The following is a 14,686-nucleotide window of genomic DNA, read 5'->3' on the forward strand; positions in this document are numbered from 1 at the left end:
CTTAATCAATCACTCTGACGCCTTCGATGTAAATATTAATCTTATCGACCGGCATTCTGGTAAATTCTTCCACTTTATACTTAACATTGCTGATCAAATTCTCTGTAACAGCAGAAATACTTACACCGAAAGCTACAATTACATGAAAATCGATCTTAATACGATTATCTTCTGAAATAGTAACTTGAATACCATGTGTAAGATTCTCTTTCTTGAGAAGGCGGTAGATTCCATCTTTCATATTAACAGCAGCCATTCCGACAATACCGAAGCATTCTACAGCTACAGTACCTGCATATTTGGCAATAACATCAGAGCTGACTGTAATTGTTCCGAGATCCGTACTCATACTTCCCTTCATAGTTATATCCTCCAATTCTTATATGAATGTTGTTTTTCATGTTACAAAACATAATTTAACAAATGTATTATACTCTGTTTCTTTTTTATTTACAACAAAATTTTTCAACGGCTTATTGCACATTCCGGGATTATCCACGGTCGCCAAGGTCTCGAGCAAGTTCAGACTTTGGCTCGTCGTGACACAAAAAAACCTGGATTCTTCTGAATCCAGGTTTTAGTGTTACCATTATTATGCACGCTCAACTTTTCCGGATCTTAAGCAAGAAGTACATACATACATTCTTTCTGTAGCTCCACTCTCAGTCTTTACACGAACTGACTTTACATTTGATTTCCACATTTTTGGTGTTTTTCTATGTGAGTGACTTACATGATTTCCAAAGTGAGCACCCTTATCACAAATAGCACATTTAGCCATGACTGCACCTCCTAACGCTCCGATATAGTCTGCTATACAGACTCACAACAATAGTTATTGTATCAGAAGAATAAAGCAAATGCAAGTATTATTTATGAATTTCTTATCATTTTATTTTAACGTTTTCTTTTAGTCACAACGATACAATTCATACCCGATCAGAATACACAGGCAGATGCACAAGATCTGGACAAAAAGATTCGGTAATAACATGTTAACGATCATGCCCATTGCCATCCAAAATAATATAAATCCTGTTACTCTTCTCATACTGCCTCCGCATATAACCTTATGATATGATGCCAGGGTCAAAAGGTCTAAATCCACATGAGCTCGCTCATAAGTGGATGAAAGACCTTGGGACCCGCCCCAATATGAGCCTAAAAGTGGGATGTTAATCCCACGATATGCGAATAATTGGGAGGATTGTGGGAGTGCATAGCACGGAACAATCCGCAGGCATCATAGTTGGGGCTTTTGACCCCAACATCATGATATTATATGCGACAATACCTGCATGGTTACGTATTATCCTGATTTTATTCTGATTCATTAAGAATGTCTACCACATCTTCTTCAGTCATTTTCGTTTCACCACGTGATGCAAAACGGTCAACCACATCTGGAACCATGTCAAGAATCTTAGTGATCGTATCCTGGTTCTTGATATTGACAAGTTTGGTATTACCATTCTGGATTACCAGAACCGCACATGGAGTCATCTTACCACCGAGACCTCCACCGCCTTTTTCTTTCTTTTCACCACTGAATGAGCCTGCTCCCATACCAAATGACACATCAATTAACGGAAGTATGATCGTATCTCCAATATGAATTGCATCTCCCACAACGGTCTTGGAAGAAATCACTCCATCCATTCCGCGAAACAGCTCTTCTACTGTCCCTTTCAGCTTGTTATTCTCTCCCATAACTGCAAACCTCCTGCTTTATAATTTGAAATTTCTGATATCTTTAAATGATCTGCGTACCGCTTTACTCAAGATCAGACGAATGGCTGTCACCACCGGCGTTATCACATATAATCTGCCGCGTATACTCAAATCACCACTTAACGTACGATGTTCAAAATCCGGCGTAATATCTGTGTGTTCGCCAATCCATGGATAGATCATACTGATCCATGCCAGAAGCCTGCCAGTCAGTGACGGATCTTCAAATCCAAATGTAATCTCACCCTGTATCTTCTTTGGCTTAAGCTTTTTAAGTAGATGAAACGCTTCGTTTTTTAATTTAAGAAAAGCATTCTTATGCGTCTCATCCGTAAGAAAATCACTGATCTTATCTTTTTTTTCTGTGATTTCATTTATTTTATCACAGAATTTATGGTATGTACATTTTATCTTTTCCGTAATCTGTTCAATCTTTGAAGCTGAATCCGAATCTTCTTTTCGATCTTTCTTCTTGCGCTGTTTCTTTTCAGTGTTCTCCGGATGAATCTTTGCAGACTGCTCAGATTTTTCTGTAGTTCGTTCAGATACTTTGGATTCTTCTGGAATCTTCTCTGAATCCGATACAGGCACCTTCTCCATTTTTTCCAATGTTTCAGTCTTTTCAGACTCATCTTCAACCGATTTATCTGTAATTCGATTCGTCGTGTCATCCTGCTTCTCCTCTCCCTGTATGACCTGTTTCTCCTGCATTACTGCTTTCTTTTCCAGCGTTGGCTTTTCTTCAGCCCTATCCTCAGCTTTATCCTCAACCGGATTGCTATCCCAAAGCTTTTTCCAGGCAATTCGTACTGATAAATCTGTTTTACCATTTTCCAGAGCAAATACTGCCTTTATCAATCCAAACAGCCAGCTTACTTTTGCATGTACCGTCAGTTCTCTTGCATTTCCGCTCCCATGCAGATCAGCTTTATAGCAAATTGGCACAAAGAGAACAATACAGATTACCAAAAGAATCAGTCCCAATATCACTGCCAATATAATCCCTATTATTTTTAATATCAGAAAAAGAATATGTAGCATATCAATCTTCCTGTTCCTTTGCCTGAATATAGTTTCTAAGCTCCAGATCTCCGGTCGCATCATACACTTCCCGGCTGATCTCCTCTACCAGTTCTACCGCTTCCTCAAACCCTTTTGCAATCCCCACTACCATCCGGCCTTCTCTCGGATAACCAGGCTGCAGCAGATACATTGCATTTACAATCTCCAACTGATTATGATCGCATTCCGGTAACAGGATCACATGCAGATCCGGCTGGATCTTTCTTCGTTCCAATCTGGCGATCACTTTATCTTTCTTTTTTTTAAGTCTTTCTGAGACATACAGATTGCTATAATATTTCACCGGCACACCTCTTTAATAGTAATAACTGTCAAATATTGATTTGGCCACATTAACGGCCTTGGTATTACCGTCTGACTGTTCTACGATTACACTGACTACAAGTTCCGGATTATCTACATTACTGAATCCTACAAACCAGGAATGATTCTGGCTGGAAGAATCCATACTATATTCTGCCGTACCTGTCTTTCCTGCCACACTATAAGACTGACCACTCAGCACGGAACCTGTTCCGTAGCTGACTACACCTTCCATATATGTTTTAAGCTGTGAAGCCTCCGCAGATGTCATCAGATCTTTATATTTTTCCGGTGTCGTCTCAGAAATAATCGTTCCTGTATAATTTGTCACTGAATCTACCAGATATGGACGCATCAGAGTTCCGCCATTAGCAATTGCTGATGTGATCAGTGCCATCTGATAAGGACTCACCTGTGTTTTGCCCTGTCCCATCGCAGTCATCATTTTCTCTGCTGTAGAATCATTTTCTGTTAGCTGAAATTCACTCTTTCCAGTTGCAAAATCACCCGGAAGTTTTGAGCCGATCAGCAGATTTTCGGCAGTCTCCTGATATTTTTTTACATCCAGATTCATACCAATATTACAGAATGAAGAATTGCAGGAATTTGCAAAGGAAGATGCGAGATCCTCTGCCCCATGCACTGCATGATTCGCACACGGAATCGTTGTATCCCCATAAGTGATCGATCCGGTACAGTTATAACTATAGGAATTATAATCTTCCGGATGCTCACGCATATATTCCAGTGTAGTTACAATTTTAAATGTAGATCCCGGTGCATACAGCCCTTGTGTTGCGCGGTTAAGCAAAACGCTGTTCTCATCGGAATTCAACGCATCCCAATTTGCCGCAACCGAATTCGGATCAAAGGACGGCTTTGATACCATAGCGAGCACCTTTCCAGTACTTGGCTCCATGATCACTACCGCACCCTTGTTATCGCCAAGTGCATTATATGCAGCGCTCTGAAGATCTACATCCAGAGTAGTCACCACATTATCACCGATATTTTTCTGATCCTGAAATTCCTTTACCAGTTTTTCCAGAATAAATGCATCTGATGTCAGCAGATTGAAGTTCTGTGTAGATTCCAGACCGGATTTACCCTGGGAAGAATAACCTACCACATGAGCAAATATTTCACCATATGGATAGTATCGATACTCACTGCCATCATCAGCTGTATCTGTCTCAGCCAATACATTACCACTTTTGTCCAGGATCTTACCTCGTACCACACGGTCTGCCATGGAATCCAGACGCGGATTATATGGACTGCTGATAATGTCTTTGCTCTTGACCACTGTAAAATATCCGATATATCCCATCATAACCAGAAACAGCGCAACAAATACATACGTAACTCTAGCGAACTCTTTGTTGCGGGCGCGCTTTTTCTTTTCCAGGTGCTTGTCTTCTTTTTTGGCGCTCCGGCGCTCTTTCCGGCTTAACTGCTCTCTTTCGCGCTTCCTGCGTTCTCTGTTTTCTGCTTCTTTCAGCTCGTAACTGTCGTATTTGCTGTTCTTTCTTCTTTCTTTCAATGATCTCTTCCTCATCTTCTCTCAGGATATAGAGCCCCTGAATAATTGCAAACATAATTAAAGTACTTAAAAGGGAACTTCCTCCATAGCTAACCAGTGGCAGCGTAACTCCTGTAGATGGAATAAACTTGGTCACTCCGCCAATTGTCAGGAATACCTGGAAAATATAACAGGTTCCCAGTCCCAATGCAACCAGCTTATAGAATTGATTGCGAAGCTGCATGGCTATATTAAGAAACATAATATAGCAGCTCAGGCAGATTAAAATCAGACACATGGCAAATACGATTCCAAGTTCTTCCGCAATTGCTGAAAAAATAAAATCTTCAGCCGCTACCGGAATCTTATCCGGCTGTCCCTGACAAAGTCCCATTCCGAGCCAGCCGCCGGTTCCTATCGCAAATAAAGACTGTGCCAACTGATAACCGCCACTGTCATATACTGCAAATGGATCCTTCCATGCGATAACTCTTGTACGTACATGACCAAACAAATAATATGCTACTACCGATGCCACACTTCCAGCTCCAAGCCCGGCCAGTATATATAACGGCTGTCTGGTCGCCACGTACAGCATGACCAGATATACTACAAAAATAATAAGTGCAGCTCCAAGGTCTTTAGAGACTACCAGTATCAGCACATGGAACGCGGCAATGGCTGTCGTAACCACAATATCTTTAAATTCCCTGGATACTTTCAGACTCGCCGCCACATAAAATACAAATACAATCTTCACCAGCTCTGATGGCTGGATATTAATTCCCGCGATCGTAAACCCAAGCATGGCGCCGTAGGATACCTGACCGATGACTACTACCACTCCAAGCGAAATCAAACCTATGATCGCATAGATTCTTCTCCACTCTGACAAAAATTTACACTTGCGGATAATAATCGGAATCACTAGACTCAATGCTATCGCACAGGCAGCGATCACAAACTGTTTCATCGCCTTACTGTAAGACAGTCTGGTCTGCATGATCAGACCAATACACAGCAGCATACACATATTATTTACCACAAGTCTTGATACTCTCGGGTAAATGTGCGTATACAACAGGATTGTTGCCAGAAAAAGTGCCATCTGTGCAAGATACAGTCCCAGTATCTTAATGTCATCCATTTCCAGATATAATACCATAAAGGCAATAAGCTGAAGCATAAACATTAATGTATTCTGCCGCTTCAGCATACGCTGCTTTTTCTCGGCATCCTGATATCCGAAGATACGGAAACACAAATAGGTATACATGATAATGATCGTGATGATCAGATATTTTGAAAGCTCAACTATGATATTAACCATTTTCCACCTACTTTACTCCTCGTTTAAAATGTCCTCTTGTATAATCCATCTTTGGGATCGGACATTCTGTATTCTCTACATAGATATTTCTGAACATGCAAAGTATCTTCTGCATATCCTCTCCATTTTCTGTCGTAAACGCCAGGCGCAGTGCACGCGGATGGAGACGCATAATCTTCATCTGCTGATCTGCCAGCAATAATGGAGATGTATTATACATTACATTATAGCAGTATCTGCAGACATTTTTTACTGTCATATTCTTCTTCTGTCTATCTGTCAGGATAAGTTCCCCTGGTTTTCCTGTACAACCGGATGTATTCTTACGCACACATCCCGCCGATACCATAACCGGGAGATATCCATATACTACAAGTTCCATCTCCTGTATGCCCAGTTCCTCTAATTCCCAGCTGTTTAGTTCTACAGGTGCAGTCCCTGCCTTAAGATTAAACTGCCGCAAGAAATTCTTAGCCCTATGATTCCACAGATATATACTGCTATCCGTAACCACCGGATAATCCGCACTCTTTTTACGTATAAGAAGCAGGCTCTCCAGATTCCGTACCAGTACGCCATCAAAGGTCTCCATCAATTCTTCCAGGTGCTTATTATAATATAACTTTGACTCTTCTCTGTAAATCCGTGCCATAGCGAAATATACATCTGTTCCATTCTCTCGTGCGATTCGAATGATCTGTTTCATTCGGTCTGCATTCTGCCCATCCCAAAGGGTATCTTCAACATAAATACGTGCAATTCCTGTAAATCCAGCTGCTGTTTCAAACTGTTCTATAGTCTCAACCGACACAGTAAGCTCCGATGCCTTTTCCTTATTCGTATCTGCTGTATTTTCTGTGTCTGAGCAAATGGCTAACCGCTCCGGTTCTTCTCTTTTTCCTGATTCCAGAAGTTTTGCTTCCAGCATCCCCAACGCCTGACGGCGAAGTTCATTCAATGCCTGCACCGGGAGAAAGATATCCTCATCCATCTGAATATCCAGCTGCTCAAACACAAATGGCGTATTGCCGGTCTTCTTCATCTGCTTCTCCAGACGATCCCTGCTCATCGGAACTTTTTCAGCACGCTGTACATCTGCACCTTTTATACATACTTCTGTCTCACCACAACTTACTGAAAATTCTGCCGGTTTTCCACATACAGCCCTTAACACACCTGTAATTTTTTCCTGACAGACCATATTTAGTGTATCCTCTGACTGCATTTCCGCTTTTGGGCGCTCCAGAGATATCATATTCTTTCCATTATGAACATAGTAATAACCGTTACAATATCCTCTTCTCTGATAAGCCTGCATAAGCCGGTTTAAATCATCTTTCTTAACGCGATAATTTTCTCTTCCTTTTTCCAGATAGTAATCCCGGTATCTGCGATATGCATCAGTCACTGTTGCTACATAAGCAGGCTGCTTCATCCGTCCTTCAATCTTAAAGGAATCAATTCCATGTTCAATCAGATCAGGAATATACTCAATCGTACACAAATCTTTCAGACTCATAATATCCGACGGCTTCTTTCCATTCACCCGATAAGGCAGTCTGCATGGCTGCGCACACTGTCCGCGATTACCGCTTCGTCCCCCAATCAGACTGCTGAGCAGACACTGTCCGGAATAGCAATAACAAAGAGCTCCATGTACAAAACACTCAATCTCAAGATTGGTCCTGTCACGTATTTCCTTAATCTCCGGAAGCGAAAGCTCTCTTGCCGGAACCACTCGTACCACGCCCTGCTTCTCCAGCCATTCTGCTGAAATTGCATTCGTAACCGTCATCTGCGTACTGGCATGGATATCCATCTCAGGAAACTGGCAACGAATATATTCCATCACACCCATATCCTGTACAATTACTGCATCCAGCCCCTGCTTATAGTATGGGAGAAGATATCCATATAACTGATCAAATTCACGTTCCTTGACCAGCGTATTAACTGTCAAATATATCTTTCTGCCATGCAGATGTGCATAATCAATTGCTGAGCACAGTTCTTCTTCTGTAAAATTTTTTGCAAAGGCGCGAGCTCCAAATTGCTCCCCGCCAAGATATATTGCATCTGCTCCGGCTGATACAGCTGCTTTCAGTGTAGCAAAATCACCTGCCGGTGCAAGAATTTCTGGCATTCGTTCCATCTAAACTCCTTTGAAAATATCCATTCATTCCGAATTCTGTTTATATAAACGATCATATAAAGCAGATAGGCTGTCATATGACAGCTATTTACTCTTTTTATTCTTCATCTCAGTTTCTAACTGTACAATCTTCATCTGCAATGCTTTATTCTCTTCTTTCAGCTTGTCCAGTGCTTTGTCCGCGTTCTCCAGCTTAATCTGTACTGAAATCAACTCATGCTTGAGATCATACATCTCTTTATCTTTTGCTTCGATATCACTTTCTAATGTACCGCCCTGCTTCTTAGCCTTGAAATAGTCATCTGCAATATTCAGCGCAAGAAGGATACTTCTCGTCTCTGCACTCTGCTTTCTGTAGCCATCACTGCTGGAGCACTCTTCTAATTTATGATTCAGATATGTAGACACTCTCTGCAGATATTCTTCACTCTCAAATCCACTCAGAGTAAATACCTTTCCACCAATTAATACTTCTGTAAAATTCTTTGATGATGCCATTGCAACCTCCAACATTTCCTAAATTCATACATAAACAATATAGATATATTATAAACGATAGTTCCATAAAAACCAACAGTTTTTCACTATTTTGAAAGGGAAATTCCCAAATGTCCATATGCCAGCTCTGTTGCGACCCTTCCTCTCGGTGTTCTGAGCAGGAATCCATTCTTCAAAAGATACGGTTCATAGACATCCTCTATCGTTCCGGCATCTTCACCTATAGATGCCGCAAGTGTCTCCAGACCAACTGGTCCCCCGGCAAATCTTGTGATCATTGTAGACAGAAGATTCCTGTCGACATGATCCAGACCATATTTATCTACATCTAAGAGATCCAGTGCAAAATCTGCTACGTCTCCTGTAATCACGCCATCGAACTTCACCTGTGCAAAGTCACGTACCCGTTTCAGCAAACGATTGGCAAGACGCGGCGTACCTCTGGATCTTCTTGCAAGTTCCGCAGAACCACGTTCATCAATCTCCACACCCAGAACTGTTGCTGATCTCTGTATGATCGTCTGCAGCTCTTCTACCGTATAAAACTCCAGGCGATTAATCACGCCAAAACGGTCACGAAGCGGAGCTGTCAGCATACCCGCTCTGGTGGTTGCTCCGACCAGTGTAAACTTAGGAAGATCCAGACGTATCGATCTGGCACTTGCACCCTTACCAATCATAATGTCAATGGCAAAATCCTCCATAGCTGGGTAAAGTACCTCTTCCACCTGACGGTTCAAGCGATGGATCTCATCCACAAAAAGTACATCTCCCTCCTGCAGACTGTTCAATATTGCCGCCATATCTCCCGGCTTTTCAATTGCCGGACCGGATGTAACCTTTAAATTCACGCCCATCTCATTGGCAATAATCCCGGCAAGTGTTGTCTTACCAAGTCCCGGCGGCCCATAAAACAATACATGGTCTAACGGCTCTCCTCGGTCCTTTGCCGCAGATATATATATTTTCAACATCTCTTTCGCTTTTTCCTGCCCCACATAGTCATCCAGTGTCTGCGGTCTGAGATGGTTCTCTATTTTCTGATCTTCTTCCAGATTCTCTGTTGTGATAATTCTTCTTCCCATGATACCCCTCTGCTACTAAAACATCATATATTTCAAAGCCTGTTTCAGCACATCTTCTACATTCATGCCTTCTGTAAGTTCTACCCGACGTACTGCCTTCAAAGCTTCTGTATTGCCATAGCCAAGTGCCACCAGTGCCGATACCGCATCCTGCTGGATTCCACCTGTCGCAGCCGATACAGCAGATGTATCTTCTAAAGCCGCATAACGATCCAGATCCGGCATACTGAGTTTGTCTTTTAATTCCAGAATCAGCTTCTCGGCCGTCTTTTTCCCGATTCCCTGTGCAGCCGAAATTGCCTTGGCATCACCTGACATAACAGCAAATCTCAGATCATCTGCCGAAAGCTGAGACAAAATGCTGAGTCCTCCTCTTGGCCCGATTCCACTGACTGTGATCACTTTGCGAAACACTGCAAGGTCGTCTCTCGTAAGAAATCCGTAAAGCTGCATCGCATCTTCCTTTACATTCAGATATGTATGAACAAGCACTTCCGAACCTATCGGCGGAAGCGCAGACATCGCTCTTCCCGGCATATAGATGCCATATCCCACGCCACCGACATCAACGATCACCCTGTCTTCTTCCAGTATTACAAGTTCGCCTTTTATATATGCAATCATTCCGTCTCTCCCCCTTCTATTCCAGATTGATTTTAACGCAGATCTATGTTTCTCAGCCGTCGTATCATTTCCGTTGCCACCGTACCGATCACAAATCCTGTAATCAGTCCTGCCACCAGAAGTACCGGCAGATATCCGGTTACGCTATAAGTCTCAACCACAATAGCTGCCACTACAAGCTGTCCTATATTGTGAAATACACCACCGGCCACACTGACTCCGATAATGCTCAGATCCGCATACTTTTTCAGCAATGCCATTACCGCAAGACTCACCAGTCCTCCGGCAAGACTATATAGAATACTTGCCAGATTACCAAATATAAATCCGGATAAAACCACTCTTGTTACTGATAACAGCAGCGCCTCCTTTACATCCGTTTTGTACAATGCTATAACTACGATCAGGTTTGCCAGTCCCAGCTTAACACCGGGAATACCAATCTGAAACGGAATCATTGTTTCAACATAGCTGAATATCAATGCCAGCGCAACAAACACACCAAAATATGCTACTCGGTTCTTCACAACTGCCTCCTACTTCATTACTGCATCCAGTTCACTCTCTTTATCAGACTCCACCTCAACTACGATTTTATTAGGAAGGCAGATAATTGACTCGCCATCGGCAGATATTGCTTTCTCATGCACACATATCTGATCCGGACAGTCAGCTTCAATCATAGAAGCCTCTCCATTCTTAATCTCAAGTATATTGGTTCCATGATTAATCTCTATCCTGCGATCTTCCGTCAGTACATATGTCCCTTCTGTCACTCCATCCACTTTGATTGCCACTATGCCTTTCCCCGCTTCTCCGGTAAAATGATGTACCAGCTGCACACTGCAGCAATACAGAGAATTATCCCCATTAACACCAGATCTTTTTTCTTTAATCCCATCTTCACACTTCTGCACTTTCCAGTCTTTTATAATTCTTACCTATTCTATCACAACCACTCCACCATCGCAACCACACGTTCGATAAAGGTTGAAACCCTTTGTTTCTCTGTGCTATACTAAATCTGTTTAAAATACTAACTGCCATTGCAGTTATTGATAAAGGAGTACACTTATGAAATGGCATAGACAACTAGCTATACTTGGCACAGCGTCTCTGCTGCTTGGTCTTACCGGATGTTCCGGGAGTTCTGCCAACACAGATCCCATTTCCTATACCGGGACGGCACTTGACACCGTAATTAGTATTAAGATTTACGATTCACAGGATAATAATCTTCTAACTAAATGTCAGAAGATCTGCGACGATTATGAAGCCAGGCTGTCACGTACCAGAGAAGGCAGTGAGATCTGGCAGATTAACCACGCAGAAGGTGCTTATACCGAGGTCTCTGATGATACTCTCAAATTAATCCGGGAAGGATTGCATTACAGCGAATTATCTGATGGAGCTTTCGACATTACCATTGGGACTGTCACTGAGCTGTGGGATTTCAAATCCGATGATCCACAGGTACCGGATGCCTCAGTTCTTGCAGAGGCCGTGACACACGTCGATTATCACAAAATAGAAATTGACGGTAATCTGGTACGCCTCTCCGATCCCGAATCTAAAATAGATCTCGGAGCCATTGCCAAAGGATTTATTGCTGATAAATTAAAAGAATATCTGAAAAGCGAAGGCGTAGAACACGCACTGATTGATCTTGGCGGTAATGTCCTTGCTATCGGAGACAAGCCAGATGGAAGCAGTTTTCTGATCGGCATTCAGAAACCTTTTGACGACCGTGGTGAGCCAATCGCATCCATAGAATTGAATGATCAGGCCGCTGTTACTTCTGGTACATACCAGAGATACTTTGAAAAAGACGGTGATTTCTACCATCACATATTACAATCTTCCGATGGTATGCCGTGCAACAATGGGCTGAACAGTGTTACGATTCTCACTGATTCTTCTCTCACAGCAGATGCACTGAGTACCACAACTTTTCTTCTTGGTCCGGATAAGGGAATGGATTTAATCAACAGTCTGGATGGCGTAGAAGCCGTATTCATCGATACAGATAATAATCTGACTTACTCAGATAATTTTCCAAAATAATATACAAAACGACAGGGGTGATTACTTTCGTAATCACCCCTGTCGTTTTCACCTTCCGCTTCCGCGGATCCCAATGTTATGCATTGAGTCAACATATCTTGTATGATGTAATGTCCGATCTATATCTCGACCAAGATCTCCTTAATTAACAGTTGGTTGAGAAGATTGGTAACTATTGAATCCGGATAATCTTCTTCGGACACTTCTCAGCGCAGGCGCCACAATTTACACATTTAGTGGAGTCAATATGTGCAATATTGTTTTCTACGGTTATTGCTTCTGCAGGGCATACTTTCGCACACATTCTGCATCCTATACAACCAACGGCACAAGCTGCCATTACATCCTTACCTTTATCCTGTGAGCTGCACTGTACCATATGTTTCTGTTCATATGGAATCAGTTCGATCAAATGTCTTGGACATACTGCGATACATTTACCACATGCCTTACATTTTTCCTTATCTACTACTGCAACTCCGTCCACAATATGGATTGCATCAAACGGACAGGCTTTCACACAGGTACCCTCACCGATACATCCATAGTTACATGTCTTTGGTCCACCATTCTGCATCATATTGATCATAATACAGTCAGAAACTCCCTGATATTCATAATCAGTCTTAGCTTTATCACAGGTACCTGCACATTTTACATATGCAACTTCATGCACCTGCTCTGTTGCTTCCTGTCCCATAATCTCGGCTACCTTAGCACCTACTGGTGCACCACCGACCGGACAGGCATTGACCGGAGCTTCGCCGGCTGCAATTGCGGCTGCAAGTCCGGAACATCCCGGATAACCACAACCACCACAGTTATTACCTGGAAGAACACCCAGAATAGCTTCTTCCTTTTCATCTACTTCAACTGCAAACTTTTTGTCTGCCAGCCCGAGGAAAATACCAATGAATAATCCGGTACCGCCTACAATGACTGTAGCCAAAATAATTCCTGTCATACTCATATTGTCTTCCTCCTAAATAAGTCCTGAGAATCCAAAGAATGCGATTGACATGAGTGCTGATGTCAGCAGTACGATCGGCATACCTTTGAAGGATTCCGGAATGTCATTATATTCCATCTTTTCTCTGATACCGGCAAGCAGTACAATGGCGATCAGATAACCAACACCTGTTGCAAAACCATTCACTACGCCTTCGAGAATATTGTAATCATCCTGTACATTATTCAGAGCTACACCAAGCACTGCACAGTTTGTTGTGATCAGTGGAAGGTATACTCCAAGAGCATTGTACAATGAAGGCACGAACTTTTTCAAGAACATTTCTACAATCTGTACAAGTGCTGCGATTACAAGGATAAATACGATTGTGTTCAAGTACTCAAATCCCAGTGGTTTGAGAATAAACTGATGTAATATTCCGGCAACTAATGATGCCAGAGTGATTACGAAAATAACGGCTCCGCCCATTCCGGCAGCTGTCTCTGTCTTCTTGGAAACACCCAGGAAAGAACAGATACCGAGGAACTGACTAAGTACGACGTTACTTACAAGCGCAGAACCGACTGCGATTAAAATCAAATTTCCCATCTTTCCTATTCCTTTCCTTTATCTGCTGTAGAAGCACATCCGGCACAGGTTGCACAATCAGAACCACATCCTGACTGAATCTTAGATGCATCCTTGCCTTTCTTCTCCATGTTAATCTTTACCTTATTCTGGATTGCTGCAAGACCTGCAAGTACCAGGAATGCTCCAGGTGCCAGAATAAAGATTGTAATTGGTGTATATCCTGCCTTGCCCATTGTAGAATCAGCGAGCGGAAGAATCTGTTTGCCAAAAATCTGTCCTGCTCCAATGATCTCACGTACAGCACCGATTGCAAGAAGACCTACGGTAAATCCAAGTCCCATACCAAGTCCGTCAAAAATAGACGGAAGAACCGGGTTCTTAGAAGCATAGCTCTCTGCACGGCCAAGAATAATACAGTTAACAACGATCAGTGGAATATAAATTCCAAGTGAATCATAAAGTGACGGTGTATATCCTTCCATAAGGAAGTCAACGATTGTTACGAATGACGCAACAACCACGATAAATGCCGGCATTCTGACAGAATCCGGTATAATCTTACGTAACATGGAAATCAACATGTTGGACATTACAAGTACCGCCGTTGTTGAAAGTCCCATACCGATACCGTTCATAGCCGAAGTAGTTACCGCAAGTGTCGGACACATACCAAGCATCAGGACGAAAATCGGATTTTCATCAATAAGACCATTTTTCAGTCTTTCTCCACATGAATTCATCTACACTACCTCCC

General features: G+C 42.4%; 18 protein-coding genes. 1 reads left to right on the top strand and 17 read right to left on the bottom strand.

The genetic code is table 11. From position 1 onward, the window contains the following. Position 1: 1 nt before the first annotated feature. The 14 genes from DXA18_RS09265 to DXA18_RS09325 all read right to left on the bottom strand — a co-directional run bounded on the left by DXA18_RS09265 (position 2) and on the right by DXA18_RS09325 (position 11,245). The gene (locus tag DXA18_RS09265) at positions 2 to 361 is read right to left on the bottom strand and encodes an Asp23/Gls24 family envelope stress response protein (RefSeq protein WP_118383696.1); all 360 of its coding nucleotides are present in this window, start codon (positions 359 to 361) and stop codon (positions 2 to 4) included. Positions 362 to 592: 231 nt separating this feature from the next. Continuing rightward, positions 593 to 781 (bottom strand): 50S ribosomal protein L28, encoded by a 189-nt coding sequence (gene rpmB, locus DXA18_RS09270; protein WP_118383697.1) that lies wholly within the window; start codon positions 779 to 781, stop codon positions 593 to 595. Between the two features lie 129 nt (positions 782 to 910). Further along, complete coding sequence (locus DXA18_RS15815) at positions 911 to 1,051, bottom strand: hypothetical protein (RefSeq protein ID WP_199665563.1); 141 nt, start codon at positions 1,049 to 1,051, stop codon at positions 911 to 913. A gap of 269 nt (positions 1,052 to 1,320) precedes the next feature. Further along, complete coding sequence (locus DXA18_RS09275; protein ID WP_118383698.1) at positions 1,321 to 1,710, bottom strand: GerW family sporulation protein; 390 nt, start codon at positions 1,708 to 1,710, stop codon at positions 1,321 to 1,323. A gap of 18 nt (positions 1,711 to 1,728) precedes the next feature. Further along, entirely contained in the window at positions 1,729 to 2,772 is a 1,044-nt protein-coding gene (locus DXA18_RS09280) for a DUF2953 domain-containing protein (RefSeq protein ID WP_158567112.1), read from the bottom strand. A gap of 1 nt (position 2,773) precedes the next feature. After that, positions 2,774 to 3,097, bottom strand: a complete 324-nt coding sequence (locus DXA18_RS09285) for a hypothetical protein (RefSeq protein ID WP_118383700.1) — start codon at positions 3,095 to 3,097, stop codon at positions 2,774 to 2,776. Between the two features lie 12 nt (positions 3,098 to 3,109). Then, the gene (locus tag DXA18_RS09290) at positions 3,110 to 4,447 is read right to left on the bottom strand and encodes a penicillin-binding transpeptidase domain-containing protein (RefSeq protein ID WP_199665567.1); all 1,338 of its coding nucleotides are present in this window, start codon (positions 4,445 to 4,447) and stop codon (positions 3,110 to 3,112) included. Between the two features lie 37 nt (positions 4,448 to 4,484). Next, a complete protein-coding gene (locus DXA18_RS09295) occupies positions 4,485 to 5,969 on the bottom strand; it encodes an FtsW/RodA/SpoVE family cell cycle protein (protein WP_118383702.1) in 1,485 nt (494 codons plus the stop codon). Positions 5,970 to 5,976: 7 nt separating this feature from the next. Further along, positions 5,977 to 8,121, bottom strand: a complete 2,145-nt coding sequence (locus DXA18_RS09300) for a U32 family peptidase (protein ID WP_118383703.1) — start codon at positions 8,119 to 8,121, stop codon at positions 5,977 to 5,979. An 84-nt stretch (positions 8,122 to 8,205) separates the two neighbouring features. Continuing rightward, positions 8,206 to 8,619 (bottom strand): cell division protein ZapA, encoded by a 414-nt coding sequence (gene zapA / locus DXA18_RS09305; protein WP_118383704.1) that lies wholly within the window; start codon positions 8,617 to 8,619, stop codon positions 8,206 to 8,208. A gap of 86 nt (positions 8,620 to 8,705) precedes the next feature. After that, positions 8,706 to 9,704, bottom strand: coding sequence for a Holliday junction branch migration DNA helicase RuvB (ruvB, locus tag DXA18_RS09310; RefSeq protein ID WP_118383705.1), 999 nt, complete (start codon positions 9,702 to 9,704; stop codon positions 8,706 to 8,708). A 15-nt stretch (positions 9,705 to 9,719) separates the two neighbouring features. Continuing rightward, complete coding sequence (gene ruvA, locus DXA18_RS09315) at positions 9,720 to 10,328, bottom strand: Holliday junction branch migration protein RuvA (RefSeq protein ID WP_118383706.1); 609 nt, start codon at positions 10,326 to 10,328, stop codon at positions 9,720 to 9,722. A gap of 32 nt (positions 10,329 to 10,360) precedes the next feature. Then, complete coding sequence (locus DXA18_RS09320) at positions 10,361 to 10,855, bottom strand: Gx transporter family protein (RefSeq protein WP_118383707.1); 495 nt, start codon at positions 10,853 to 10,855, stop codon at positions 10,361 to 10,363. Between the two features lie 9 nt (positions 10,856 to 10,864). Further along, entirely contained in the window at positions 10,865 to 11,245 is a 381-nt protein-coding gene (locus DXA18_RS09325) for a NusG domain II-containing protein (protein ID WP_243007079.1), read from the bottom strand. A gap of 157 nt (positions 11,246 to 11,402) precedes the next feature. Between DXA18_RS09325 and DXA18_RS09330 the strand changes: the two genes are divergently transcribed. Further along, positions 11,403 to 12,392 carry an FAD:protein FMN transferase gene (locus tag DXA18_RS09330; RefSeq protein ID WP_118383708.1) on the top strand — a complete coding sequence of 330 codons (990 nt, stop codon included), beginning with the start codon at positions 11,403 to 11,405 and terminating at the stop codon, positions 12,390 to 12,392. 172 nt (positions 12,393 to 12,564) lie between these two features. Here the strand turns inward: DXA18_RS09330 and rnfB are convergent, their stop codons facing one another. The 3 genes from rnfB to rsxE are packed head-to-tail and all read right to left on the bottom strand — an operon-like array spanning position 12,565 to position 14,672. Then, positions 12,565 to 13,362: an RnfABCDGE type electron transport complex subunit B gene (gene rnfB / locus DXA18_RS09335; RefSeq protein ID WP_118383709.1), complete on the bottom strand. Its 798-nt coding sequence runs from the start codon at positions 13,360 to 13,362 to the stop codon at positions 12,565 to 12,567. Between the two features lie 12 nt (positions 13,363 to 13,374). Beyond that, a complete protein-coding gene (locus tag DXA18_RS09340; protein ID WP_118383710.1) occupies positions 13,375 to 13,950 on the bottom strand; it encodes an electron transport complex protein RnfA in 576 nt (191 codons plus the stop codon). 5 nt (positions 13,951 to 13,955) lie between these two features. Continuing rightward, positions 13,956 to 14,672 carry an electron transport complex subunit RsxE gene (rsxE, locus tag DXA18_RS09345; protein ID WP_118383711.1) on the bottom strand — a complete coding sequence of 239 codons (717 nt, stop codon included), beginning with the start codon at positions 14,670 to 14,672 and terminating at the stop codon, positions 13,956 to 13,958. Positions 14,673 to 14,686: the final 14 nt, after the last annotated feature.

The sequence above is a fragment of the Dorea sp. AM58-8 genome, from assembly GCF_003464045.1.
Lineage (GTDB): Bacteria > Bacillota > Clostridia > Lachnospirales > Lachnospiraceae > Claveliimonas > Claveliimonas ammoniilytica.

Bases quoted from the DNA above. Each gene is read 5' to 3' on its own strand.
- DXA18_RS09290 (WP_199665567.1), bottom strand. From the start codon at position 4,447: ATGGGATATATCGGATATTTTACAGTGGTCAAGAGCAAAGACATTATC.
- rnfB (WP_118383709.1), bottom strand. From the start codon at position 13,362: ATGAGTATGACAGGAATTATTTTGGCTACAGTCATTGTAGGCGGTACC.
- ruvB (WP_118383705.1), bottom strand. From the start codon at position 9,704: ATGGGAAGAAGAATTATCACAACAGAGAATCTGGAAGAAGATCAGAAA.
- zapA (WP_118383704.1), bottom strand. From the start codon at position 8,619: ATGGCATCATCAAAGAATTTTACAGAAGTATTAATTGGTGGAAAGGTA.
- rsxE (WP_118383711.1), bottom strand. From the start codon at position 14,672: ATGAATTCATGTGGAGAAAGACTGAAAAATGGTCTTATTGATGAAAAT.
- DXA18_RS09340 (WP_118383710.1), bottom strand. From the start codon at position 13,950: ATGGGAAATTTGATTTTAATCGCAGTCGGTTCTGCGCTTGTAAGTAAC.
- DXA18_RS09330 (WP_118383708.1), top strand. From the start codon at position 11,403: ATGAAATGGCATAGACAACTAGCTATACTTGGCACAGCGTCTCTGCTG.
- DXA18_RS09295 (WP_118383702.1), bottom strand. From the start codon at position 5,969: ATGGTTAATATCATAGTTGAGCTTTCAAAATATCTGATCATCACGATC.
- DXA18_RS09275 (WP_118383698.1), bottom strand. From the start codon at position 1,710: ATGGGAGAGAATAACAAGCTGAAAGGGACAGTAGAAGAGCTGTTTCGC.
- DXA18_RS15815 (WP_199665563.1), bottom strand. From the start codon at position 1,051: ATGAGAAGAGTAACAGGATTTATATTATTTTGGATGGCAATGGGCATG.
- rpmB (WP_118383697.1), bottom strand. From the start codon at position 781: ATGGCTAAATGTGCTATTTGTGATAAGGGTGCTCACTTTGGAAATCAT.
- ruvA (WP_118383706.1), bottom strand. From the start codon at position 10,328: ATGATTGCATATATAAAAGGCGAACTTGTAATACTGGAAGAAGACAGG.
- DXA18_RS09280 (WP_158567112.1), bottom strand. From the start codon at position 2,772: ATGCTACATATTCTTTTTCTGATATTAAAAATAATAGGGATTATATTG.
- DXA18_RS09300 (WP_118383703.1), bottom strand. From the start codon at position 8,121: ATGGAACGAATGCCAGAAATTCTTGCACCGGCAGGTGATTTTGCTACA.
- DXA18_RS09265 (WP_118383696.1), bottom strand. From the start codon at position 361: ATGAAGGGAAGTATGAGTACGGATCTCGGAACAATTACAGTCAGCTCT.